Here is a 23,353-nt window from a genome sequence, read left to right on the forward strand (position 1 = left end):
TGAGGACGTTGCCTTACGACCGACGCCCCACATATGACTCAAGCGAGTCTTAGGCCTTGACGGTCGCGACGCCCCTGAAGGACATGCTCGTCGTGCCGATGCCCTTGAAGCCATCGAGGGCCTCGCCGTTGGGCGCGGTGGACGGATCGCCCCAGGAAGCGGAAACGGTCTTGACGTGGACAACGGGGTACAGAACAGCGTTGTCGGCGATGATGTCGAAGCACTCGTTCCACTTCTTCTGCTGCTCGTCGCCCTCGGCGGCAAGAGCCTCGTCCATGAGACCGTGGAGCTTCGCCCACTCAGCGGAATCCTTCCACGGGCAACGGGTCTGCATCCAGACGTTGTCGCCATACCACCAGTTGAGCAGCAGGTCGGGGTCGGCGCCGAAGCAGGACGGATCGCCAGGAGCGAGAAGGATATCGTAGGCCTCGCCGCCGTCGATGGCAGCGTAGGTGGCCGGCGAGGTATCGGTCTGGATGGTCACATCGAAGCCGAGGGCGTCGAGGTCGTTCTTGACCTGAGCGGCCATGCCCTTGATCTGCTCGTTGTCGGTGGTGCGCAGGGTGATGGCGCCCGGGGTGATGCCAGACTCTTCGATGAGCTTCTTGGCCTTCTTGGCGTCAGTCTTGTACACCGTGGAAGCCTCATGATAGTTGGTGAAGCTCTTGGGCAGGTAGCAGCTGGCAGCGGTGGCAAGGCCGGCGAAGGTGTTGGTGATCATCTTCTCGGTGTCGAGCGCGTACATGACGGCCTGACGGACCTTGACGTTGTTCCAAGGCTCCTTGGCGACGTTGAACATGATGAAGCGGGTGCCGAAGCCCTGGACGTTGTCGATCTTGCAGCCAGCGCTCTCGAGCTGGTCGACGGCGTCAGCGGTGACGAGCTCCATAACGAGCGTGGAGCCCTCCTGCTGAGCGGTAACGCGAGCGGTGGGGTCGGTCAGGATGCTGTACTGGATCTTCTTATCCTCGGCAGCATACTCACCGTTGTACTCGGGGTTGGGAACCAGGGTGATCTCGGTATCGGAGATAGAGTCGTACATCCAGGGGCCGGAACCGATCGGCTGCTTGGCGCGATCCTCCTCGGCCTGGGTGGCCGGGGTAACACGGATGATGGCCAGACGATCCTTGAGCAGGGAGAAGTTGGGAACCTTGGTCTTGACCGTTACAGTGCTGGCGTCCTTGGCCTCGATGGACTCGAAGGGCTGGAAGAACGGAGCATAGGTAGCAGAAGCGGCGCAAGCGGTGTAGGAGGCAACGACGTCGTCAGCGGTGACCTCGGTACCATCGGAGAACTTGGCACCCTTGCGGATGGTGACCTCGAAGGTAGTGTCGTCCACGGACTTGGGATCGTCGGTGGCGAGCTCGTTGAAGGTGCTGTAGTCGTGGTAATCGATGCCGTAGAGGCCCTCGATGACGTGCCAGTTAGCACCCAGGCCCACAGCGGAGCCGGTGCTGGCGGGGTCGAAGCTGGACGGAGCGTAAGCGGAACCAGCGGTGATCACGCCGCCGCCACGGTTGGCGGAATCAGTGGAACCGGAAGCGGAACCTTCGTCGCTAGAGCTGCCACCGCAGCCAGTGAGACCAAGCCCTGCGACAGCAGCGACGCTGCCGGTGAGGCCGAGGAACGAACGCCTGGACATACCCTTGTTGATGATGGCCATGTCTTCTCCTATCAATAGAGAATCTTACCCGGGAGCACCTAGACTTGCCCCCGCGCAACTTGCGGACGATATATACCTTACCTACCGACGAACCCAACTGAGGTGCCGCGCTCGGCGACCGATACATACATACGCTTGAACGGTATTTACTACCGTTCACCGAATTCATTGACAAATGATTCGACAGACAGTATGTATCGACGAGGTGAGATATCAGTCTTCGTCAACCCGCAGGATAGCAGGGTTATTCACCATGGCTAGTCAAACGTTTTAGCGTTAATAAAACCCGAAATCAGCAGGTAATCGCCGCGAAATACATGATTGAAAATCAGCCAATCATGTATATCAGTTGTTTAGAGGCGCGTTTAGTTTTCGGATCGGTTGGCCGATGCCTGGGCGCGCTCGGCATTCCATGCAACAAGTGCCTCGTGGACCGCTTTGGCGACATCGGCCGGAACGCCTCGAACTTCTGCAATCTCCTGCTCGCTTGCTGCGCGCAAACGCTTCATCGAGCCAAAATGGCGCATAATGGCACGTTTTCTGGTGGGTCCCACGCCCGGAACGTCGTCAAGCACCGAAACCGTCATAGCCTTATCGCGCAACTCGCGGTGGAACGTAATCGCAAATCGGTGGGATTCATCGCGAACCTGCTTGATCAGATAAAGCGATGCGGAGCCGGTCGGCAGCACGACGGGAGTCTCGTCCCACGGCACGAAAACCTCCTCATCGGCCTTTGCCAAGCCACAAACTGGTATATCGAGGCCGAGCGCCTCAAGTTGCTTAATTGCAGCGGTCAATTGCGGCTTGCCGCCATCGACAACGAGCAAATCGGGGCGCGAGCCAAAGCGCTCGTCCGCCATGCGCTCGGGAGCATAGCGACGCCCCAGAACCTCGGACATCGATACGAAGTCGTTCGCCTCGTCCAATTCGGCCTGAATTTTAAAGCGACGATACTGGCCCTTGTCGGCACGACCGTTGGTAAATACCACCATCGAAGCGACGGTAAAGGTGCCGTGCAACGTCGAGATATCGAAGCACTCGATGCGCAACGGCGGCGCAGGCAGCGCCAGCGCGCTTTCGAGCTCCAGGAGCGCCTGATTGGTGCGATCGTCAGCATACCCCGTGCGCATCATGTAGCGCATGAGGGCATGGCGGGCGTTTTTGGAAGCCATATCGAGCAGGCGGTGCTTTTCGCCGCGCTGCGGCCTATGGAGATGGCAAGAGCGTTCGCGCTTGCCCGCAAGCCACTCCCCCAACGCTTCGGCATCCTCAAGCTCGACAGAGAGATTGATCTCGGCTGGAATATCAGCCGTCTCGTCGTAATAGCGCTTAAGAAAGCCCGATTGAAGCTCTTCCTCGTCGACATCCAGGCCTTTATCGAGGATGAACTCACAAGTTCGAACCGTTCGGCCCTCGCGAACGACAAAGACACAGGCGGCAGAGATAGTCTCTTCGCGATAGAAGCCGATGACGTCGATATCGACGCTTGATGGAAAAACGACCTGTTGGCGATCGTCCAGACCCCTAATGACTTCCAGGCGACGCTTGACGCGCGCCGCACGCTCAAAATCGAGCGTCTCGGCTGCCTCCGTCATCTCGGACGCAAGCTCGTCGACGACATCCTTGCGATGGCCCGATAAGAAACGTTCGACACGCTTGACGTTCTTGGCATAGTCCGCAGGAGATACCGCGCCGACACACGCCCCCGGGCCACGACCGACATGATAGTCAAAGCACGGCCGCCCGTTTTGCGCACAAATCATATTGACGATGTCTTCTTCGCCCTTATGGGACTCGACGATACGGCGGCAGCGGCGCCATTCCGCACAGGATGCCGAGCAAATAGGAATAACCTTGCGTAGCGTATCGATGGTCTCACGCGCCGCACGGCTATCGGTATAGGGGCCAAAATAGCGTGTCCCCGGTTTATGACGCTCTCGCGTGTATTTAATAGCCGGAAACAAGTCGCTCTTGGTAATGGCGATAAAGGGATAGCTTTTATCGTCTTTGAGATCGACGTTAAAGTACGGATGGTACTGGCCAATCAGATTGCGCTCGAGCACCAATGCCTCGTGCTCGGTCTCCACCACGATATAGTCGAAACTCGCCACCAGCTGCATCATGAGCGGAATCTTCTGGCGCTCGTCCTGTAGCGTCACGTATTGACGCATACGGGCACGCAGGTTTTTCGCCTTGCCCACATAGATGACGTCGCCCTTGGCATCTTTCCAAAGGTAGCAGCCGGGCTGTGTGGGAACGCGCGAAACCTGTTCGGCAAGTGTTGGAATGTTGTCGTGACCGGCCACGCGTACCTACTTGCGACGAAGCAGCGCCGAGACCTCGGGCATCTTAAAGACGACGGCAAGGCCAAAAGTCACAGCGAGCGAGACGACGCCTGCAACGCAAACGTAGCCCAGGGTGATCAGGATCGAGCCGCCAAGCGCCCCGACAAAATGCTCAAGTGCCCACATGACGCCGGCGCCCGCGGCAGCGCCCAAGCCACCGAACAACAGGCCGAAGAAACCGCCATGTAGGATAGACTTGACCTGAAGGCCATGCAGACGACGGCGCAGCCACCACAGTGAGCATCCGACCAAGACCACGTAGTCAACGACGTACGAAAGCGCAATTGCCGGCATACCGTAGCCCAGCACCACGCCAAACAGCAGCACCGAACCGGCCTGACCGATAGCGGAGTACAGGCAATAGCGGCTATAAGGTTTCATATCGAGTAGGGCCGAGAAGCTCTTCTGCATCAGCACGACCACGCCGTAGAGCGGCAGGGAAAGTGCCAGATAGATAAGGAACTCCGACACCAGCGCCACGCCGGATTCATCGAACTTGCCGGCGCAGTAGATCATGTTGAGTGGACGGGCGAAGACGATCAGGTACATCGCAAACGGAATCAGGAAGAAGAGCATCTGGGCGACACCGCGCGAAATGCCCGTGCGGACGCTGTCGTAATCCTTCTCCTGTGCATCGTGAGAGAGTTCGGTATAGAGTGCCGTCGAAAGCGAGGCGGCGATCAGCGCATAGGGCAGCGTGTACCACAGGCGCGCATATGCGATGACGGAAGGGCCGGTCTCGGGCTGCACCACCAGCGCGGCGGCATTGGTAATGGAAGTCGAGACAAACATGCACACCGTGGCGAGCAGCGTCGGGATACCAAGCGCAATCGTCTGTCGCAGCGCGGGGTCCTTAAAGTCGATATGGATATGAGGATGCACGCCATGCTTGCCGAGCGCGGGAATCTGGCAGGCCATCTGGACAAAGACGCCGAGGGTCGTACCGGCTGCGATCAAGATAATGCCGACCCGCTCGCCAAATTGTGCAGACACGGGAGCAAAGCCCATAAAGCTGACGATGACGATGACATTGTTGAGAACCGGGGCAAACGTCGACCAGAAGTAGTCGCGGTGTGCGTTGAGAACACCCGAGAACACCGAGCCCAAGCCATAAAACAGAATTTGGATAGCAAAGAAGCGGAACATGAACGCAGCGGTATCCATGCTGTCGCCATTACCCGAAAGGAACGACTGCGTCCAAATAAAGCCGGGAGCAAACACGGTGCCCAGCAGCGAGATGCCGCCAAGCACCAGAAGCAGAATACCGAGCAGGTTGCCGACATACTCGTTCGATGCCTCGCGGCCCTGCTCGCGCCTCACGCCCATATACACCGGCAAAAACGCCGTAACGAGCATGCCGCCCATCACGAGCTCGTAGAGCATGTTGGGCAGGTTGTTGGCAACCTGATAGGAGGACGAGAGCAGCGACATGCCGATGGCGGCCGCCATGGCCCACGTGCGGATAAACCCGGTGACGCGCGACACGATGGTCAGCACGGTCATGAGGCCAGCAGAACGACCAACCGTGGAGTAGTCCGAAGAACCCATATCGTCTACGTCGTCCTGAGAGTCCTCATGAACCTCATCTTGTGGCAGCAAATCGTCCACGACGGCAAAGGAGCCGGTCATCGCAAAGGGATCGTCAACCAAAACGGCGTCATCAGCAGGTGCGGCGTCATCGCTGTTCGGCATGTTGTTACCGGATACGGCATCATCATCGAATATGGCATGGTCGCCAAACACCGTGTCAACTTCTTTGGCGGCGACGGTTCGGGCAGAAAACGACAGAGGGTCCCAGTCGTCATCACTGTCGATGGCCACGCCCTCGACGGGATCTGTCGAACCAAGCGGCGACCATTCGTCATCCGACAGAAGCGGTTCGCCATCATCATGAGCCGCGGGCTTGGCGGAACGAGCGACAGGAGCGCTCTGCGGTGTGCTCTTTCCCTGGGCCGCCATCAAAAACACCGCCGTCTCATCGGGACGCGGCACACGAGGAGCCTCGGAGGCGGTCGGCATCACGCTGGCGCTCGATTGAGCGGCGGCCAAAAAGACCGCCGTCTCATCGGGACGAGCCGAAGAAAGAACCGTACGGGGAAGCGCCGTGCCGGCACCGGCGGCACGCAAGTACACGGCCGTCTCGCCCGGGTCAGCGGCAGCGGACCAGGCGTTTCGAATCTCGTTATCGAACGAAGCGGCCTCGGGCGCGGGCGCCTGAGGAGCCGACCCTTTTGCAAAGTGAGCTCCGCGCTTTGATTCTTCCTGAGGCATCGCTCAGTCCTCTCTCGTGATCGGGGCAACCGTCGCCCCGCAAAATGCAACTAAGTCATCGGGAGCAAGCTCAAGCTGGTAGCCGCGTTTGCCACCCGAGATAAAAATGGTATCCCAAAGGACACATGTCTCATCGATCAGCGTCCGGAAGCGTTTCTTCATACCGACCGGGCTGCAGCCGCCGCGGACATATCCCGTCGCGGCAAGCAAATCTTTGACATGCATCATGGTCAGCGTCTTTTCGCCTGCGGCGCGCGCGGCGGCCTTGAGGTCGAGCTCATCGGCAACGGGAATGCAGCACACGACATGGTCGTTGGACGGCGTCGTGCAGACCAGGGTCTTAAATCCCTGACCGGGCTCCTCGCCAAGCTGCTCGGAAATCGCGACGCCCAGACCTGACGATTCATCGCCATCGTCTTCGTACGTGTGGAGAACATAGGAGATGCCGGCGCTTTCCAGCTCGCGCATCGCATTGGTTTTTGGCGTCTTAACAGCCTTTGCCATGGCACATCCTTTCCCTCGCAGAGCGACGCAAGGATTAAGTATAGGGCCAATTCCGCCGCATATGCCATCTCGACACACAGAAGCGCCACCGAATCAGAAGGAATCGGTGGCGCTTCGGTACTACAACGTCTCTTTACTGTGCGTCGAGCTGCGCCTGACGCTCACGGTCACGCTTGAGCAGCGGCGCCAAGAACTTGCCCGTGTAGCTCTGCGAACATGCCGCGACTTGCTCCGGCGTGCCTGAGACCACGACGGTTCCGCCGCCATTGCCGCCTTCGGGGCCCATATCGATCAGGCGGTCAGCAACCTTGATGACATCAAGGTTGTGCTCGATCACCAGAACCGTGTTGCCCGCATCGACCAGGCGCTGCAAAACGTCGAGCAGCTGGCGAACATCCTCAAAATGAAGGCCGGTTGTAGGCTCGTCCAAAATGTAGAACGTCTTACCTGTCTGACGACGATGAAGCTCCTTGGCGAGCTTCACGCGCTGCGCCTCGCCGCCCGAAAGCGTCGTAGCGGGCTGGCCCAAGCTCACGTAGCCCAGACCCACGTCATATAGGGTCTGCAGTTTGCGCTTAATCTGCGGGATATTCCCAAAGAAAGCCAGTGCTTCGGTGACACTCATGTCGAGCACGTCCGAGATCGTCTTGCCGCGGTAGGTAACCTCGAGTGTCTCGCGGTTATAACGCTTGCCGCCGCATACCTCACAGGGGACATAGATATCGGGAAGGAAGTGCATCTCGATCTTGATCTGGCCATCGCCCTTGCACGCCTCGCAGCGACCGCCGCTTACGTTAAAGGAGAAACGTCCCGGCGAGTAGCCGCGCGCCTTCGACTCAGGCGTGCTTGCAAATAGCGCACGCAGATCATCCCACAGGCCAATATAGGTCGCAGGGTTCGAGCGCGGCGTGCGACCGATCGGTGACTGGTCGATATCGATTACCTTATCGATGCACTCGATACCCTCAATCTTCTTGTACGGCCCCACGGGACGCGTCGAACGATGGATGGCATTCGTAAGCGCGGGCGCAATCGTATCGGTGACCAGGGAGCTCTTGCCCGATCCCGAAACACCGGTAACGACTGTGAGCGTACCGAACTCAATCTTGGCGGTAACGTTTTTGAGGTTGTTAGCGCGGGCACCCGTGATCTTAAGACAGCCGCGGCCGGGCTTGCGGCGCTCATCGGGCACGCGAATCATCCGCTTGCCGGTCAAATAAGCACCCGTCATGGAATCGGGGCACGCCATGATATCGGCAGGCGTTCCCGCGGCGACCACGTGTCCGCCGTTAACGCCCGCGCCGGGACCCATATCGATCACGTAGTCGGCAGCGCGAATCGTATCTTCGTCGTGTTCGACGACGATAACGGTATTACCGATATCGCGCAAGCGCTCGAGCGTCTTGATCAGGCGCTCGTTATCGCGTTGGTGAAGGCCGATCGACGGCTCGTCCAGAATGTACAGAACACCCATGAGGCCGGCGCCGATCTGCGTTGCGAGGCGAATGCGCTGGGCCTCACCACCGGAAAGCGTCGCCGAGGCGCGATCGAGCGTCAGATAGTCGAGTCCGACATCGACCAGAAAACGCAGGCGCTCCAGGATTTCCTTGACGATGCGCCCGCCGATAAACTGCTGACGCTCGGTAAGCTCCAGGCCCTCAAAAAAATCGAGCGACTCGCGACACGACAGGCAGCAGACATCGTAAATGGACTTGCCGCCCACGGTGACGGCAAGCATCTCGGGACGCAGGCGAGCACCGTGACAGCTCGAGCATGGCTCTTCGCGAATGTATTTCTCCAAGCGAGCCCTGGTGTTCTCGTTCGTCGTCTCGTTGTAGCGCTCGTACAGGATGTTGCGCACACCCGAGAACTTAGTGTCCCACTGGCTGCGACGCCCATCGAGCTTTTGATAGTCGACCGAAATCTTCGTGTCGCCCATGCCATCCAAAAACGCACGACGCACCCGCGGGGGCAGGTCCTCCCATGGCGTATCGGCACTCACCTTAAAGTGTTTGCAGACCGCAGCAAAAATCTGCGGATAATAGTTGGAATTGCCGAACAGGCTGCCAAAGACTCCGTCGGCAATCGACTTTGAGGGGTCTTCAATCAGCGCCTCGGCATCGACTGTCTTTTTAAAGCCCAGGCCATCGCACTCGGGACATGCACCATAGGGCGCGTTGAACGAAAAATCGCGCGGCTGCAGGTCGTCGATGGAATGCCCGTGCTCCGGGCACGCCAGTGCCAGCGAATACTCCAGAAGCTCGCCCTCGGTTCCCTCGGGAGCGTCGCGGTCGGGCAGCATGTACACGTTCACGTTACCGTGTGCCAGTGCCGTCGCCTGCTCAACGGACTCGGCAATGCGACCCAGGGAGTTCTCTCGAATCACGATACGGTCGACCACGACCTCAATGTCGTGTTTGAACTTCTTGTCCAGGTCAATAGGGTCGTCAAGCGAGCGCACCTCGCCGTCGACGCGCACACGGCTAAAGCCCTCCGCACGCAGGTCCTCAAACAGCTTGGTATATTCGCCCTTGCGTCCACGAACCACCGGCGCCAACACAAACGCGCGACGGCCCTCCCCCGCCGCCAGCACCTTATCGGCGACCTGATCGGTCGTCTGACGCTCAATGACACGACCGCACTCAGGACAGTGCGGCGTTCCCACGCGAGCAAACAACAGACGCAGATAGTCGTAAATCTCGGTTACGGTTCCCACCGTCGAGCGTGGGTTTTTGGACGTCGTCTTCTGATCGATCGACACAGCCGGCGACAGGCCGTCAATCGAGTCCAGATCGGGCTTGTCCATCTGGCCCAAAAACTGACGCGCATAGCTCGAAAGGCTCTCGACGTAACGGCGCTGGCCCTCGGCATAGATGGTATCGAACGCCAGTGAGCTCTTGCCCGATCCGGAAAGACCGGTTATGACCACGAGCTGGTCACGCGGAATGGAAACATCAATATCGCGCAGGTTATGCTCGCGCGCGCCGCGAATAACGATAGAAGAATCAGACATGGAAGCTCCTTGCCTCCTATTGCATCGAATCATACTCTCGATGAGTTTAGCGCACTCGACGCGCACAGATGTTCGTAATACAAGATTCGCAGACCTTTAGCTTTGCGTATCGGGTGCTTTGTTTCTCGAAATGCCGTGGAAAGGTTACAGTAATCTACTACTGAACTTAATTTGCTGTAACAGAGGAACGTCCATGACCGAAGATATCCCCCTTGAAATCACTTCGAGCGACATGGCCAATCTGCCCATATTCATCGCCGTCCTTATCGTGGCCACCGTCGTCGTGCGCGTGTATTTTTCAATCAAACACAATGAAAAGCCGCCCATTGCCCGCGTCTTTTGGTGCGCGACGCTCCTCATCCCGCTCGGCGTGGTAGCTGCATGGATTACGAATCAATTGCACGTAAATGAGGACAGTTCCCTATGGGTCCTTTCTTATTCGGCGCTCGGTGCTGCCGCCGTCATACTTCTTGTCGAGCCCTTGGTTTCGGGACTTATTGACCAAACCGATCTTGAGACGGGAACGGTTGCCTGTATTTGCCGTGACATCCTTGTCATCGCCGCTGTTTCAGCGCTCTCGTTCGTTTCACTCGAAATTGCCTGCAACGAAACGTTCTATCACATTCCCGCCAACTCATTCGGGTTTTCCGTCGGGCTGCTCGCGACGGTTCTGCTCTCCCTTTATCTGCTGGGACAGCGTCATGGGGGCGTCATGGCCCTCGTGCCCGTCGTCTGTTGCATCCTTGGCATTGCCGAGCACTTCGTCATAACGTTTAAAGGCGAAGCCATCCTGCCAAGCGATATCTTGGCCCTTGGCACTGCAATGGAAGTGAGCGAGGGATACGAGTTTACCTTTACCGCCGGAATCGTAACCTCTCTCGCCCTGCTGGAGATTTCCCTGGGGCTTCTTTCGCTTATCCGACCGCGAAAGCTCCGTACGCCCACCCATGTCTTCCCCGCAATCGCCGCTAACCTCTGCGCTTTTCTGCTAGTGACCGTTGTGGGGCTCTCGGGCTTTTCCAGCATCGACTTGGAGCAGGCGCTGGATTTTGGATTTGACCGTTGGCAGCCCATCACCACGTATGCGTCTCAGGGTTTTATCACTTCGTTCACCGAAATGGTCAACGAGTTGCCTATTGAGAGGCCCGAAGACTATACGCCCGATGAGGCGCAGAGCATCGAGCAGGAGCTCGCCGCCACCTACGACAGCACGTATGGCTCGAGCGAGCAGCGCGCGGCGGCCGTTGCCCAGTTCAATGAAATCAAGCCGACGATTGTTGCCGTCATGAACGAGAGTTTTAGCGACCTTTCGTGCTTTGAGCAGCTCCAGGCGGCCGGGTACACCGGCCCCGCATTCTACAACTCGCTTCCCGACACACTTGTTCGCGGCACCATGCTCGCTTCGGTCGCCGGTGGCGGAACGGCGAACTCCGAATTCGAATTTTTGACCGGAGCGACAACGGCCTTTGTCGGATTAGGCAAAATCCCCTATCAGCTATATCAGATGAATGGTGTCAACAGCCTGGCAAAGGACCTTAAGGAGCTTGGGTATACCGCTACCGCTATGCACCCGCAAAACCCCGTCAACTACCATCGAGATAAGATCTATCAGCAGCTGGGCTTTGGAGACTTTCTTTCAATCGGCGATTTCGAAGGTGCGCCCTGTTACCATGCCGGCGTATGCGACTACGCCACCTACGACAAGATACTCGACCTGCTTAGAACCGACGAAGCGCCGCAGTTCATCTTTGACGTCACGATGCAAAATCACGGCGGCTACGACTATGGCACCGTTCCCGCCGAAGAGCTGACAAACTATTGGGTCGAGGGAGCCAGCGAGGGCGCCAATAGCGCGCTCAACACCTATCTTACCTGCATCAACGCGTCCGACCGGGACCTCGAGTATTTTATCAACGAGCTCCGCAATATCAGCAGACCGGTTGTCCTTGTCTTTTTTGGCGACCATCAGCCGAGCGCCGCAACGACTCTCAACGATGAGCTGTACCCTCAGGAAGATACGGCAAGCCACGCTTTCCGTATCTATCAGTCGACCTATTTCGTCTGGGCTAACTATGAAATCGCCGGCAATACCGAGCTCAACGTCTACGACACCGTCGGGGCAAACGAGATTGCAGCCATTACCCTTAATAAGATCGGCGCCCCGCTCACCGACTATCAAAAGGCCCTGCTTGCAACAAGGTCAGATGTGCCCACCATCAATGTCGCCGGCTACCTTGGTGCCGACGGGCTGCGCTACGACTTGGAATCTGAAGGCAGCCCATACGCCTCGACGATCGACAAGCTGCAGCGCATGCAATACCTCGAGTTTGCCAGCAAAGTTCAGTAAGCCCGCCCATTCGCTTGGACCCATCGTATTGCAAGCACGCTCGGCCCAAATGCATCGCAAATGACTCCCGCTCGCAAACGAGGGTACAATGACGCTCGTGTCACATCACGGGGCCCCGGCCCCAACATATACAAAGGAGTCATACATGGGTTGCGAGCACGCACAGGCCGCCGGCGGACAAACGTCGCCGTCGCAATTTGAGGAGAACACGCTGTCCGAGGTCAAACGCGTCATCGCCGTGCTTTCCGGCAAGGGCGGTGTCGGCAAGTCGTTTGTCACCGGTGCCATCGCCACCGAGCTTGCCCGTCACGGCCACAAGGTCGGCGTCCTCGATGCCGACATCACCGGTCCCTCCATCCCCAAGATGTTCGGTATGAGCGGACGCCACGTCCATGCCCTTGGCAACCTTATGCTGCCCGAAATCTCCGAGCACGGCGTCAAGGTCATGAGCTCCAACCTGCTGCTCCAAAACGAGACCGACCCCGTCCTTTGGCGCGGTCCGGTCATCGCAGGCGCCATTAGGCAGTTCTGGAGCGAGACCTCGTGGGGCCCCATCGACTACCTGCTGGTCGACATGCCTCCGGGAACAGGCGACGTCGCGCTCACCGTCTTCCAGTCGCTGCCCGTCGACGGCATCGTCATCGTCACGAGCCCGCAGGATCTGGTCTCGATGATCGTCGCCAAGGCGGTCAACATGGCCGAGAAGATGAACGTCCCCATTCTGGGCATTGTCGAGAACATGAGCTATATTGAGTGTCCCGACTGCGGCAAGAAGATCGAGGTCTTTGGCAAGAGCAAGCTCCCCGAGGTCGCAGAGCGCTATAACCTCGACATCTTGGGCCAGCTTCCCATTAATCCGGCACTCGCCGAGGCCTGCGATAAGGGCGAGGTCGAGACCGCACTGCCCGATGGCATGTTGCCCAAGGCAGTCTCTGCCGTCGAGGCCATTACCCCGCACGAGACCGACGAGGCCTAAGTGAACGCGAGCGCCTTCTATGACGTCCTGGTAATCGGCGGCGGGGCTTCAGGCCTCGCCGCCGCCATTACGGCCGCACGCGCTGGCAAAAGCGTCTGCATCGTTGAGCGCGATGTCGCCTGCGGCCTTAAGCTCCTTGCGACCGGCAACGGCCGCTGCAACCTCTCCAACGAATCGATTGATCCACAGCGGTATAACCACCCCGCATTCGTTGAATCCGTTATGGGCCCCCGGCCCGAACAAGAGCTTATGGGTTTCTTCTCCTCGCTGGGCATCATGACAACCTCCGAGGAAGACCGGCTGTACCCGCGCTCCCTTCGCGCCGAATCGGTGCGCGACGCGCTTCTCAACGTTTGCGACCGCCTAGGTATCACCTTAATCTGCGGAGCCAACGTTGCCTCGGCGCACAAAGCTTCCGAAGGCTGGGCACTCCAAATAGACCGTCCAGCGCGGGTGCTCAAGGCAAAAAAGCACGACGACCGAAAATCGGAGCTCCGCTCGCTTCGGAAAGCGCTCGCCGATGTCCCTCGCAAGAACGAGGCCCTGCAGGCACATGCCGTAATTATCGCCACGGGCGGCAACCCCACCGGTATCGCCGATACGTTTAGCCTCCCCCTCACTTCGCTGCGCCCCATCCTCTGCCCCGTATCGGCAACGGTCGTTGGCGATCGGGCAGCACTCAAGACGTTGGATGGTCTGCGCGTCCGCGCCCGCTTGACGCTCACCCGTAACCATAGTGAGCTCTGGCACGAAGACGGTGAAGTACTGTTTCGAACCTTCGGCATCTCGGGCGTCGCTGTCTTCAACCTCTCCCGTCGTATCCAGCGCGGCGATACGATCCTGCTCGACGTTTTCCCCGACCTCTCTAAAGACGAGCTGCTCGATATGCTTAACCAGCGCGTTAAGCTGCTCGGCGGCTTTTCGCCCCGCGATCCCCGTTGGCTCGACGGCATGCTCGCCCCGCAACTCTCCTGCGTCGTCTGCACAGCGTTTGAGCAGTGCCATCCAGGCTCCAACGATGTCATCCACCTGGTCTCGATTCTCAAGCACTTTAAGTTGCTCGTCGAGGGTACAGCCGAGGAGCGCTCGGCGCAGGTCACGCGTGGTGGTGTATCTGTCGAGAGCATCTCAACACCCAGTCTACGCACGCGCTGCGTTGTCGACGCCCCGCTTTACGTCTGCGGCGAAGCGCTCGACATCGACGCCGATTGCGGAGGCTTTAACCTTGCGTGGGCCTGGCTCTCGGGCATTCGCGCTGCAAGCAGCTTGTAGCCGCGCAGTCTATAATCAAAAACGCATTCGGGCCGTCTGGGATACCGGACGGCCTCTTTCTTGCCTCTAAGGAGACCTCGATGATCGAAATCACCCAAGTCAACGCGTCGCTCGATGAAGCCCGCGATGAAAATGCCTGCCTCATTGTTGGCAAGCGAGTCGCCAAGCGCATCCTACGTTGCAAGGACTCCGAGATCAAGTCCATCGAACTCCACCGCAAGTCAATCGACGCTCGCAAAAAACGAGACGTCCATTTTATCCTGAGTTTTCGTGTTGAGCTGACTAGTCCCCACCTCGAGCGAGAAGCGGTCGACAGCGTTGCCGAGCGTGACCGCTCGCGCGTACGCGCGATAGAAGACGATGAGCCTTCATTCCCCTCCCCCGTCTCCGACGCACCTCAAGAACGCCCTGTCGTTGTCGGCGCCGGATGCGCTGGCCTTTTCTCTGCGCTCACGCTCGCCGAAGCAGGTCTTAAGCCCTTGCTCATCGAGCGCGGCGACCCGGCATTTCGCCGCTCGCATGCGATCGACCTCTTTCTAAAGGAGCGCATCCTCGACCCCGAGAGTAATATCCAGTTTGGTCTGGGCGGCGCGGGGACCTTCTCGGACGGCAAGCTCAATACGGGAACAAAAAATCCCGCCCATCGCCTTATCCTCGAAACCTTCGTCGAGGCGGGTGCTCCCCGCGATATTCTGTGGGATGCCAAGCCGCACATTGGCTCCGACATCCTTCCCACGGTTGTCACCGCTATATCCCAGCGCATCGAGCAGCTCGGAGGTATCGTCCGTTATCGAACAAAGCTCGTCGACATTCACATCGACGCGTCTGGCGCCATCACCGGTATTGATGTCCAATCGTCCCAAGACGCCGCTTACGAGCCAATCGAGACAAAGCACCTCATCCTCGCCTGCGGGCATTCTGCTCGCGATATTTTTGAGCTCCTTAAGGACCACAACGTGGCCCTCGCACAAAAGACCTTTGCCATGGGCGTTCGCATCGAGCATCCGCAGCGCGACATCGACCGAGCCCAATATGGAGCCTTGGCGGGACATCCTGCCCTCGGAGCAGCCCCCTACAAGCTCGTCGCCCATCTTCCCAACGGCCGCAGCGTGTTCTCGTTTTGCATGTGCCCCGGCGGGCAGGTTGTCGCCGCCTCTTCCGAGCAGGGCCACCTGTGCGTCAACGGCGCCAGCCTCAATGCCCGCGACGGACGCAACGCAAACGCCGCCCTGCTCGTTAACGTCACGCCTGAGGACCTTCCCAACGATGACCCGCTCGCCGGCATCGAGCTCCAGCGCGCCTGCGAGGCGGCCGCCTATCGCCTAGGCGGTTCCAACTGGAACGCACCGGCACAACTCGTCGGAGATTTCCTCGCAGGACGCGCCAGCAAGGCGCCCGGAAAGGTAAAGCCCACCTATCCGCTCGGTGTGACCTGGACGGCAATTGACGAAGCCCTGCCGCAGTATATCGTCGAGTCGCTCCGCCTGGGACTTCCCCTACTCGGAAAAAAGCTACGAGGCTACGACCGCCCCGATGCCGTTCTTACCGGCGTGGAGACTCGTTCGAGCTCACCTGTCACTGTCACCCGAGACCGAACGTGCCATGCCGTGTCGACCCCGGGTCTCTACCCTTGTGGTGAGGGAGCTGGATATGCTGGCGGCATCATGAGCGCGGCCACCGACGGCATCCGTTGTGCCGAAGCCCTGATTGCAGACCTCTAACGCACGAATTCCAGTGCGCAAAAGACACAGGCCCCGAGCTCCACAGGGAACTCGGGGCCTGTTCGCTATTTCTTAAACCGTGCGCCCTGGCGTTTTCTGCCCGATGCGAAAGTGGAACCCTTGCGGGCCTGCGAGCGTAAGCGCTCGATCGTCTCGTCCTCAGACGCGCCCTCGAGCATCGCCCGAATCTGAACGACGGCATCGCGCAGGCGCGCCGCCTCCTCAAAGTCCATGGCGGCAGAAGCGTTACGCATATCCTCTTCCATGGATTCGACAATCCGCACAAGCTCGTCATGCGGCAGTTCTTCCAACTGCTCCGCAAGTGTCTGCTCGGGCGCCACCGTTTCCGGCACGCCGCCCTCGCCCGACTCATCGGGCGTATAGAATGCGCCATGGCCAAGAGAGTCGCCCTTCGAGCGCCCCTTGGAACCCACGGTTTTTTCGGCCTCGGCAATAAAACTTGAGATGTCGTTGATGGCCTTGCGCACTGTCTTGGGCACAATGCCATGTTCTTCGTTATATGCCATCTGAATCTCGCGACGGCGCTGCGTCTCCTCGATGGCCTCTTTCATCGAATCGGTCACAACGTCTGCATACATGATGACTTCGCCATCGGCGTTACGGGCCGCACGGCCAATCGTCTGAATCAGCGAACGGCGGTTGCGCAAGAAGCCTTCCTTATCGGCATCGAGAATTGCCACCAGTGAGACCTCGGGAAGATCCAAGCCCTCGCGAAGCAGGTTGATGCCAACGAGAACATCGATCTTGCCCTCGCGCAGCGTTCGCAGGATCTCGACACGGTCCATTGTCGCCGTATCAGAGTGCATGTAATTGACCTTAATGCCCGCATCAAGTAGATGGTCGGTCAGGTCCTCGGCCATGCGTTTGGTCAACGTGGTCACCAGCACGCGCTCCTTGCGGGCAACGCGCTCGCGAATCTCGTCCTCAAGATCGTCAATCTGACCGCGAACTGGACGCACGTCAATCTTGGGGTCGAGCAGGCCGGTCGGACGAATAATCTGCTCCACGTCGTTTTGGCTCACCCGCAGCTCGTAGTCGCCCGGCGTGGCCGAAACATAGATAAACTGGGGGATCCTTGCCTCAAACTCATCGAAACGAAGCGGGCGGTTATCGAGCGCCGAGGGCAGGCGAAAACCGTGTTCCACCAGCGTCACCTTACGCGAGCGGTCACCTTCGTGCATGCCGCGAATCTGCGGCACCGTCACATGGCTCTCATCGATGATGCAGAGCATATCCTTGGGAAAGTAATCGATTAGGGTAAACGGCGGCTCACCCGGCTTGCGACCGTCCAGATGACGCGAGTAGTTCTCGATGCCGTTGCAAAAGCCCATCGTCTCGAGCATCTCAAGATCATAATCGGTACGCTGCTGCAGACGCTGCGCCTCGAGCAACTTGTCGGTCGCCTTGAGCTCCGCCACGCGCTTCTCGCACTCTTCGCTGATCGATTTCAGAGCCGCCTTGACCTTCGGCTTCTCGGTCACGTAGTGCGATGCCGGCCATACGGGAATGGCCTCGTACTCACGAAGCATCTCACCGGTGACCTCATCGATCTCGGCAATCAGCTCGACCTCGTCGCCAAAGAACTCAAACCGCAACGGATGCTCGGCATAAGGCGGATACACGTCAACAACATCGCCGCGCACGCGGAACGTGCCACGTGCCAGGTCATAGTCATTGCGATCATATTGAATGTCGATAAGTGCATGGATAAAGTCATCGCGCTCGAGCGGCACCTTCTTGTCGACGTTTGGAGCCAGACCCGCATAGTCCTCAGGAGAGCCAATGCCATAGATACACGAGACCGATGCGACAACGATCACATCACGTCGAGAGAGCAGTGACGCGGTCGCCTGATGGCGCAGCATCTCGACCTCTTCGTTAATCGAGGAGTCTTTCTCGATATATGTATCGCTTTGCGGCACATACGCCTCGGGCTGATAGTAGTCGTAGTACGAGACGAAGTAGACCACAGCGTTGTTGGGAAAGAACTCTTTGAGCTCGCTCGCAAGCTGAGCAGCGAGCGTTTTATTGGGGGCCATGACCAGCGTCGGCTTTCCCAGGGCCTCAATAGTCTTTGCCATCGTGAAGGTCTTGCCCGAACCAGTCACGCCCAGCAAAACCTGATAGCGGTCTCCGTCCCTCACGCCCCGCACAAGTGACTCAATGGCCTTAGGCTGGGAACCAGCGGGCTCGTATGGAGACACGACCTTAAACGGCACATCAGCGCCCTCAACGCCAAAGCGCTTAAGTTCACCACCAACGCGTTCTACTTCAAATTCCGCCATGGATACTCCTAACTCGTACATCTGCAGTATACGCAGGCGGTGGGCTTAGTCCTATACGAACCGATCGGGATAGAGAGTCTTATATCGAACCCAGGCATTATTGACGCGAATCAGATAAGCCTGAGTTTCAGGGAAGGTAATCGCATTATGGAGTGACGTGTTCTGCTGCGCCCATCCGTCGACATTGCCCATACCGGCGTTATAGGCGGCGATGGCACTATCCGTCGACCCGTTGAAATAGGCGAGAAGATACGAGAGGTATGCGCAGCCAAACTCGATATTCGTAGCCGGATCGTTAAGATTGTCGACCGAATACTCCCCTCCGTCGACAAGGCCCTTGGCGATCATGTCCTGGGCAGTCTCGGGCATCAGCTGCATCAATCCCTGAGCACCCTGATTCGACTCGGCCTCGGAATCCCAATTCGATTCCGACTTAATGACAGCGCACACCAGATACGGATCCAGATTATGCGAAATACTGGATTGCTTTACATACGCCTCGTAGTCAATCGGATACAGCGGCTTAAAGAAAGCGGCAGGAGCACACGAGTAGACGAGCGAAATAAGGCCGAAGACGAACACAACGGCAAGTGGCGCCACGCGATACCACGTAAAGAAACGTGCCTTAGGCATCGGCCTCCTCCTTATCCGGAGTATCTATAAACCCGTGGCATGCAAGCCATGAGTCAAGCTGCTCAAAGAGCGAATTATCGGCTGCCGAATTATCAATCACCGTTGTAGCGAGATTGCACAGCGCAGACTCATCGGGCTGGCAAGCAGAACGGGCATCGAAATCAGATGGCTCCATGCCACGTTGAATAGCGCGCTCGCGACGAACTGACAAAGGGGCGCTAATGACCAGAATTTCATCAGCCAAGCAAAATGCATCCTCAAAACCAGTCGGAGCTGAAACCTCGACCACCGCAAAGGGATAACGGGGAGATGAAACCGTACAACAAACCGGATCGAGAATCCTAAGAGAAAGCTGTTCAATCAGAACGGGATGCACGATGCCATTGAGCCGTGCGACCGAATCAGGAGAAGCGAAAGCTCGAGAAGCGAGGATACTGCGGCGAATGCCGCCTTCCTCATCCAAAATGTCCCAACCGAATTCATCCGCGAGAGCATTGACGATATCAGAGCCCGGCACATACAGCGATTTTGCAAGCTCATCCAGATCGATAAGCATAGCGCCACGAGATTCGAAATAGCGGCAGGCAGTCGACTTACCCGAAGCAATATTGCCCAAGACAAATACGGTAAACATCAAGCCCTCCCTAACGCCAATGCGAGTAATTATCGCTCAAATAAACTAGATGGACTCAAAAAACAGCCAAACAGTAAGAGCGCATACGGGGAAGCTAGGTCCCAAAGCACAACATGTATATAACGCAAAAAAGGGGGAGGCCGCGAGGCCTCCCCCTTCTAAGCTCAAGCGTACGGCTCGGTGCCGTCCACCGGTCAGCGGCGCCCTGGCCTCCCACGGGCTGACCCCGCAGTACTCTCGGCGCGATGGGGCTTAGCTTCCGGGTTCGGAACGGGACCGGGCGTGCCCCCCATGCTCTGGCCGCTGACCGGTGGGCGGCGCCCACCGTTACGGTGTCCGGTGTCTCACTCTACACGTGCCCTGGGGGCCGCATGGCGTATAGGAAAGGTCTGACTCGGGGGCATCCTCGTGCCCGGACCGCGCGTGAGCGCTCAGTCCCGCGGGCCGCGAGGTGCGGTTCCGGAAGAGCTCGGGCGATTAGTGCGGCTCGGCTGAGGACGTCGCCGTCCTTGCACCTGCCGTCTATCGACCAGGTAGTCTACCTGGGCCCTTACCGGAAGGAGAACTAATCCCTGGAACGGCTTCCCGCTTAGATGCCTTCAGCGGTTATCCGCGCCGCACGCGGCTACCCGGCCGTGCCGTTGGTCGACAACCGGTTCACCGGAGGTGCGTCCACCCCGGTCCTCTCGTACTGGGGGCAGCCTCCATCGATTCTCCTGCGCCCACGGAGGATAGGGACCGAACTGTCTCACGACGTTCTGAACCCAGCTCGCGTACCGCTTTAAACGGCGAACAGCCGTACCCTTGGGACCTGCTCCAGCCCCAGGATGCGATGAGCCGACATCGAGGTGCCAAACCTTGCCGTCGATGTGGACTCTTGGGCAAGATCAGCCTGTTATCCCCGGAGTACCTTTTATCCGTTGAGCGACGGCCCACCCACTCGGGGCCGCCGGATCACTAGAGCCTGCTTTCGCACCTGCTCGGCTTGTGGGCCTCGCAGTCAAGCCCGCTTGTACTCTTGCATTCAAAAGGACGGTTGCCGACCGTCCCGAGCGGACCTTCGCGCGCCTCCGTTACCCTTTAGGAGGCGACCGCCCCAGTCAAACTGCCCGCCTGGCACGGTCCCCGAGCCGGTTGACGGCCTCGGGTTAGGACGCCGGTCGCGCGAGGGCAGTATTCCAAGGGCGGCTCCCCGGGGGCTGGCGCCTCCGGATCTCAGCCTCCTGCCTATCCTCTACACGCGGGACCAGCGGCCAATGCCAAGCTGCAGTGAAGGTTCACGGGGTCTTTCCGTCCTTCCGCGGGTAAGTCGCATCTTCACGACCAGTGCAATTTCACCGGGTCCATGGTCGAGACAGCGCCCAAGTCGTTGCGCCTTTCGTGCAGGTCGGAACTTACCCGACAAGGAATTTCGCTACCTTAGGACCGTTATAGTTACGGCCGCCGTTTACCGGGGCTTGGCTTCGGGGCTTCGCGCGATGCGCTAACTCCTCCGCGTGACCTTCCGGCACCGGGCAGGCGTCAGACCCTATACGTCGCCTTGCGGCTTCTGCAGAGTCCTGTGTTTTTGGTAAACAGTCGCTTGGGCCTCTCCACTGCGGCCCGCCTCCGCTCCCCGGGCAAGCCGGTTCACGTACGCGCGGGCACCCCTTCTCCCGAAGTTACGGGGCCATTGTGCCGAGTTCCTTGACCATGGTTGACCCGATCGCCTCGGTATGTTCTACCCACCCACCTGTGTCGGTTTGCGGTACGGGCGCGCACGCGCCTGCCTAGGGGTTTTTCTAGGGACCTCGGGCTCACTCGCTTCGCTCAGTCGCTTCGTCCGGAGCCTCGCCCTCCTGCGGACCGGATTTCCCTGGTCCGCGGGCCGCGCTCCATCACGGGGACGTCCAGAACCCCGCCGAGCCACCCCCATCCGTCGCCCCGTCGGTCGTAGCGCCGCGTGCGCGGTGCAGGAATGTCTGCCTGCTGCGCGTCGGCTACGCCTACCGGCCTCGCCTTAGCCCCCGACTGACCCTGGGAGGATTAGCCTTGCCCAGGAAACCTCGGGTTCACGGCGGACGAGTTACTCTCTCGTCTCTCGCTACTCATGCCAGCATTCTCACTCCCATGCGCTCCACCGTCGGTCGCCCTCCGGCTTCTCCGCCCATGGGAAGCTCCCCTACCGATTCTGTAAATCAAAATCCCGCCGCTTCGGTGTCCAGCTTAGCCCCGTGTATTGTCGGCGCATGTCCACTCGACCAGTGAGCTGTTACGCACTCTTTGAATGGATGGCTGCTTCTAAGCCAACATCCTGGTTGTCTGGGCGGACGCACATCCTTTGCCACTCGGCTGGAACTTGGGGACCTTAGCGGGCGGTCCGGGCTGTTTCCCTCTCGAGCACACAGCTTAGCCCACATGCTCTGACTGCCGCGCTCTGGGCCGCCGGCATTCGGAGTTCGGTTGGATTCGGTAGGCGGCGAAGCCCCCTCGTCCATCCGGTGCTCTACCTCCGGCGGTGAACGCGCGACGCTAGCCCTAAAGCTATTTCGGGGAGAACGAGATATCTCCGGGTTTGATTGGCCTTTCACCCCTATCCGCAGGTCATCGCCGCCGTTTTCAACCGACGTGCGTTCGGCCCTCCACGGGGTCTTACCCCCGCTTCAGCCTGCCCACGGATAGCTCACCCGGCTTCGCGTCCGCGGCGCGGGACTCAAGTCGCCCTGTTAAGGCTCGCTTTCGCTCCGGCTCCCTTTCGGTTAACCTCGCCCCGCGCCAGCGACTCGCTGGCTCATTCTACAAAAGGCACGCCGTCACAACTGAAAGTTGCTCCGACTGCTCGTGGGCGCACGGTTTCAGGTACTGTTTCACTCCCCTCCCGGGGTGCTTTTCACCTTTCCCTCACGGTACTGGTGCGCTATCGGTCACAGGGTAGTACTCAGGCTTGGATGGTGGTCCACCCAGGTTCGGACCGGGTTTCACGTGCCCGGCCCTACTCAGGGACCGCGTCGCGCCGTCCGGTCTGGGTTCGCGTACGGGGCTGTCACCCGCTGCGGCCGGCCCTCCCATGCCGTTCCGCTCCCCAGCCGGACCTGCGCCCGGGGGCGGCAGCCCCCGGATGCGCGGCCCTGCAACCCCGTCGGCGGAACCCCTGCCGGGTATGCCCGCTCGACGGTTTGGCCATCGGTCCCCTTTCGCTCGCCGCTACTCGGGGAGTCTCGAGATTGATTTCCTCTCCTCCGGGTACTTAGATGTTTCAGTTCCCCGGGTTGTCCTCCCCGGCCCTATGTGTTCGGGCCGGGGATATGCACACTGCTGTGCATGGGTTCGCCCATTCGGAGACCCCCGGGTCGAAGGATGTGTGCTCCTCGCCGGGGATTATCGCAGCTTGCCGCGTCCTTCATCGGCTCCCTGTGCCAAGGCATCCGCCGTGCGCCCGTGGTATCTTGCGGGACCGCATCGGGCCCGCGGGATATCCACGTGTCGCTAATTAAGTCAATTAATCGATATCATGAATAGCGCTCGTATGTCGCAATTCGGGTATCTCATACCGCGGCACAGTAGTTGACTGTGCTCGCGATCAGATGCTCCTCACTCATATATAAGTGAATTCTTCTTGTTTGGATCGGATGAATGATTGCTATCATTCTGTCTGATAAATCGCAGAAAAGAATCGAGTCTGGAAGAGG

The 23,353-nt window shown here is 59.0% G+C and carries 12 protein-coding genes, 2 rRNA genes and 1 other annotated feature (1 of these 15 running past the window's edge); of the genes, 4 read left to right on the forward strand and 10 right to left on the reverse strand.

Going from position 1 to position 23,353, the window contains the following annotated elements:
• Positions 1-49 precede the first annotated feature (49 nt).
• The 5 genes from ABHT90_RS02200 to uvrA all read right to left on the reverse strand — a co-directional run bounded on the left by ABHT90_RS02200 (position 50) and on the right by uvrA (position 9,796).
• On the reverse strand, positions 50-1,663 hold the full coding sequence (locus ABHT90_RS02200; protein WP_346981422.1) for an ABC transporter substrate-binding protein: 1,614 nt from the start codon (positions 1,661-1,663) through the stop codon (positions 50-52).
• A 365-nt stretch (positions 1,664-2,028) separates the two neighbouring features.
• Positions 2,029-3,969: an excinuclease ABC subunit UvrC gene (gene uvrC / locus ABHT90_RS02205; RefSeq protein ID WP_346981423.1), complete on the reverse strand. Its 1,941-nt coding sequence runs from the start codon at positions 3,967-3,969 to the stop codon at positions 2,029-2,031.
• 6 nt (positions 3,970-3,975) lie between these two features.
• Complete coding sequence (gene murJ / locus ABHT90_RS02210) at positions 3,976-6,279, reverse strand: murein biosynthesis integral membrane protein MurJ (RefSeq protein WP_346981424.1); 2,304 nt, start codon at positions 6,277-6,279, stop codon at positions 3,976-3,978.
• Positions 6,280-6,282: 3 nt separating this feature from the next.
• On the reverse strand, positions 6,283-6,783 hold the full coding sequence (ybaK, locus tag ABHT90_RS02215) for a Cys-tRNA(Pro) deacylase (protein ID WP_343007547.1): 501 nt from the start codon (positions 6,781-6,783) through the stop codon (positions 6,283-6,285).
• A gap of 133 nt (positions 6,784-6,916) precedes the next feature.
• On the reverse strand, positions 6,917-9,796 hold the full coding sequence (gene uvrA / locus ABHT90_RS02220; protein ID WP_346981425.1) for an excinuclease ABC subunit UvrA: 2,880 nt from the start codon (positions 9,794-9,796) through the stop codon (positions 6,917-6,919).
• Between the two features lie 193 nt (positions 9,797-9,989).
• Here uvrA and ABHT90_RS02225 point away from each other — a divergent pair, with 193 nt between their 5' ends.
• The 4 genes from ABHT90_RS02225 to ABHT90_RS02240 all read left to right on the forward strand — a co-directional run bounded on the left by ABHT90_RS02225 (position 9,990) and on the right by ABHT90_RS02240 (position 16,112).
• Positions 9,990-12,143: an LTA synthase family protein gene (locus tag ABHT90_RS02225; protein ID WP_346981426.1), complete on the forward strand. Its 2,154-nt coding sequence runs from the start codon at positions 9,990-9,992 to the stop codon at positions 12,141-12,143.
• Positions 12,144-12,288: 145 nt separating this feature from the next.
• The gene (locus ABHT90_RS02230) at positions 12,289-13,119 is read left to right on the forward strand and encodes an Mrp/NBP35 family ATP-binding protein (protein WP_022094864.1); all 831 of its coding nucleotides are present in this window, start codon (positions 12,289-12,291) and stop codon (positions 13,117-13,119) included.
• Positions 13,120-14,391 carry an NAD(P)/FAD-dependent oxidoreductase gene (locus tag ABHT90_RS02235; protein WP_346981427.1) on the forward strand — a complete coding sequence of 424 codons (1,272 nt, stop codon included), beginning with the start codon at positions 13,120-13,122 and terminating at the stop codon, positions 14,389-14,391.
• An 80-nt stretch (positions 14,392-14,471) separates the two neighbouring features.
• Positions 14,472-16,112, forward strand: a complete 1,641-nt coding sequence (locus ABHT90_RS02240) for an NAD(P)/FAD-dependent oxidoreductase (protein ID WP_346981428.1) — start codon at positions 14,472-14,474, stop codon at positions 16,110-16,112.
• 65 nt (positions 16,113-16,177) lie between these two features.
• Here ABHT90_RS02240 and uvrB read toward each other — a convergent pair whose 3' ends face one another.
• From uvrB to ABHT90_RS02265, 5 genes are all read right to left on the reverse strand, one after another.
• The gene (gene uvrB / locus ABHT90_RS02245; RefSeq protein WP_346981429.1) at positions 16,178-18,418 is read right to left on the reverse strand and encodes an excinuclease ABC subunit UvrB; all 2,241 of its coding nucleotides are present in this window, start codon (positions 18,416-18,418) and stop codon (positions 16,178-16,180) included.
• Positions 18,419-18,469: 51 nt separating this feature from the next.
• Positions 18,470-19,051, reverse strand: coding sequence for a lytic transglycosylase domain-containing protein (locus tag ABHT90_RS02250; protein WP_346981430.1), 582 nt, complete (start codon positions 19,049-19,051; stop codon positions 18,470-18,472).
• Positions 19,044-19,685 (reverse strand): dephospho-CoA kinase, encoded by a 642-nt coding sequence (gene coaE / locus ABHT90_RS02255; protein ID WP_346981431.1) that lies wholly within the window; start codon positions 19,683-19,685, stop codon positions 19,044-19,046. The genes ABHT90_RS02250 and coaE overlap by 8 nt, the downstream gene beginning before the upstream one ends.
• 192 nt (positions 19,686-19,877) lie before the next feature.
• Positions 19,878-19,993 (reverse strand): 5S ribosomal RNA (gene rrf, locus ABHT90_RS02260).
• A gap of 149 nt (positions 19,994-20,142) precedes the next feature.
• Positions 20,143-23,116: ribosomal RNA gene (locus tag ABHT90_RS02265) — 23S ribosomal RNA — on the reverse strand.
• A 232-nt stretch (positions 23,117-23,348) separates the two neighbouring features.
• Positions 23,349-23,353, reverse strand: a sequence feature (mutual gap in cmsearch alignment for this rRNA model is longer than 100); it runs 1,511 nt beyond the window's last position.

The organism is Collinsella aerofaciens (assembly GCF_039758815.1).
Taxonomy (GTDB): domain Bacteria; phylum Actinomycetota; class Coriobacteriia; order Coriobacteriales; family Coriobacteriaceae; genus Collinsella; species Collinsella aerofaciens_BP.

Excerpts from the sequence above, each read along its gene's own strand:
- ABHT90_RS02250 (WP_346981430.1), bottom strand. The coding sequence starts at position 19,051 with ATGCCTAAGGCACGTTTCTTTACGTGGTATCGCGTGGCGCCACTTGCC.
- ABHT90_RS02230 (WP_022094864.1), top strand. The coding sequence starts at position 12,289 with ATGGGTTGCGAGCACGCACAGGCCGCCGGCGGACAAACGTCGCCGTCG.
- ABHT90_RS02240 (WP_346981428.1), top strand. The coding sequence starts at position 14,472 with ATGATCGAAATCACCCAAGTCAACGCGTCGCTCGATGAAGCCCGCGAT.
- ABHT90_RS02225 (WP_346981426.1), top strand. The coding sequence starts at position 9,990 with ATGACCGAAGATATCCCCCTTGAAATCACTTCGAGCGACATGGCCAAT.
- ABHT90_RS02200 (WP_346981422.1), bottom strand. The coding sequence starts at position 1,663 with ATGGCCATCATCAACAAGGGTATGTCCAGGCGTTCGTTCCTCGGCCTC.
- ybaK (WP_343007547.1), bottom strand. The coding sequence starts at position 6,783 with ATGGCAAAGGCTGTTAAGACGCCAAAAACCAATGCGATGCGCGAGCTG.
- coaE (WP_346981431.1), bottom strand. The coding sequence starts at position 19,685 with ATGTTTACCGTATTTGTCTTGGGCAATATTGCTTCGGGTAAGTCGACT.
- uvrB (WP_346981429.1), bottom strand. The coding sequence starts at position 18,418 with ATGGCGGAATTTGAAGTAGAACGCGTTGGTGGTGAACTTAAGCGCTTT.
- murJ (WP_346981424.1), bottom strand. The coding sequence starts at position 6,279 with ATGCCTCAGGAAGAATCAAAGCGCGGAGCTCACTTTGCAAAAGGGTCG.
- uvrA (WP_346981425.1), bottom strand. The coding sequence starts at position 9,796 with ATGTCTGATTCTTCTATCGTTATTCGCGGCGCGCGCGAGCATAACCTG.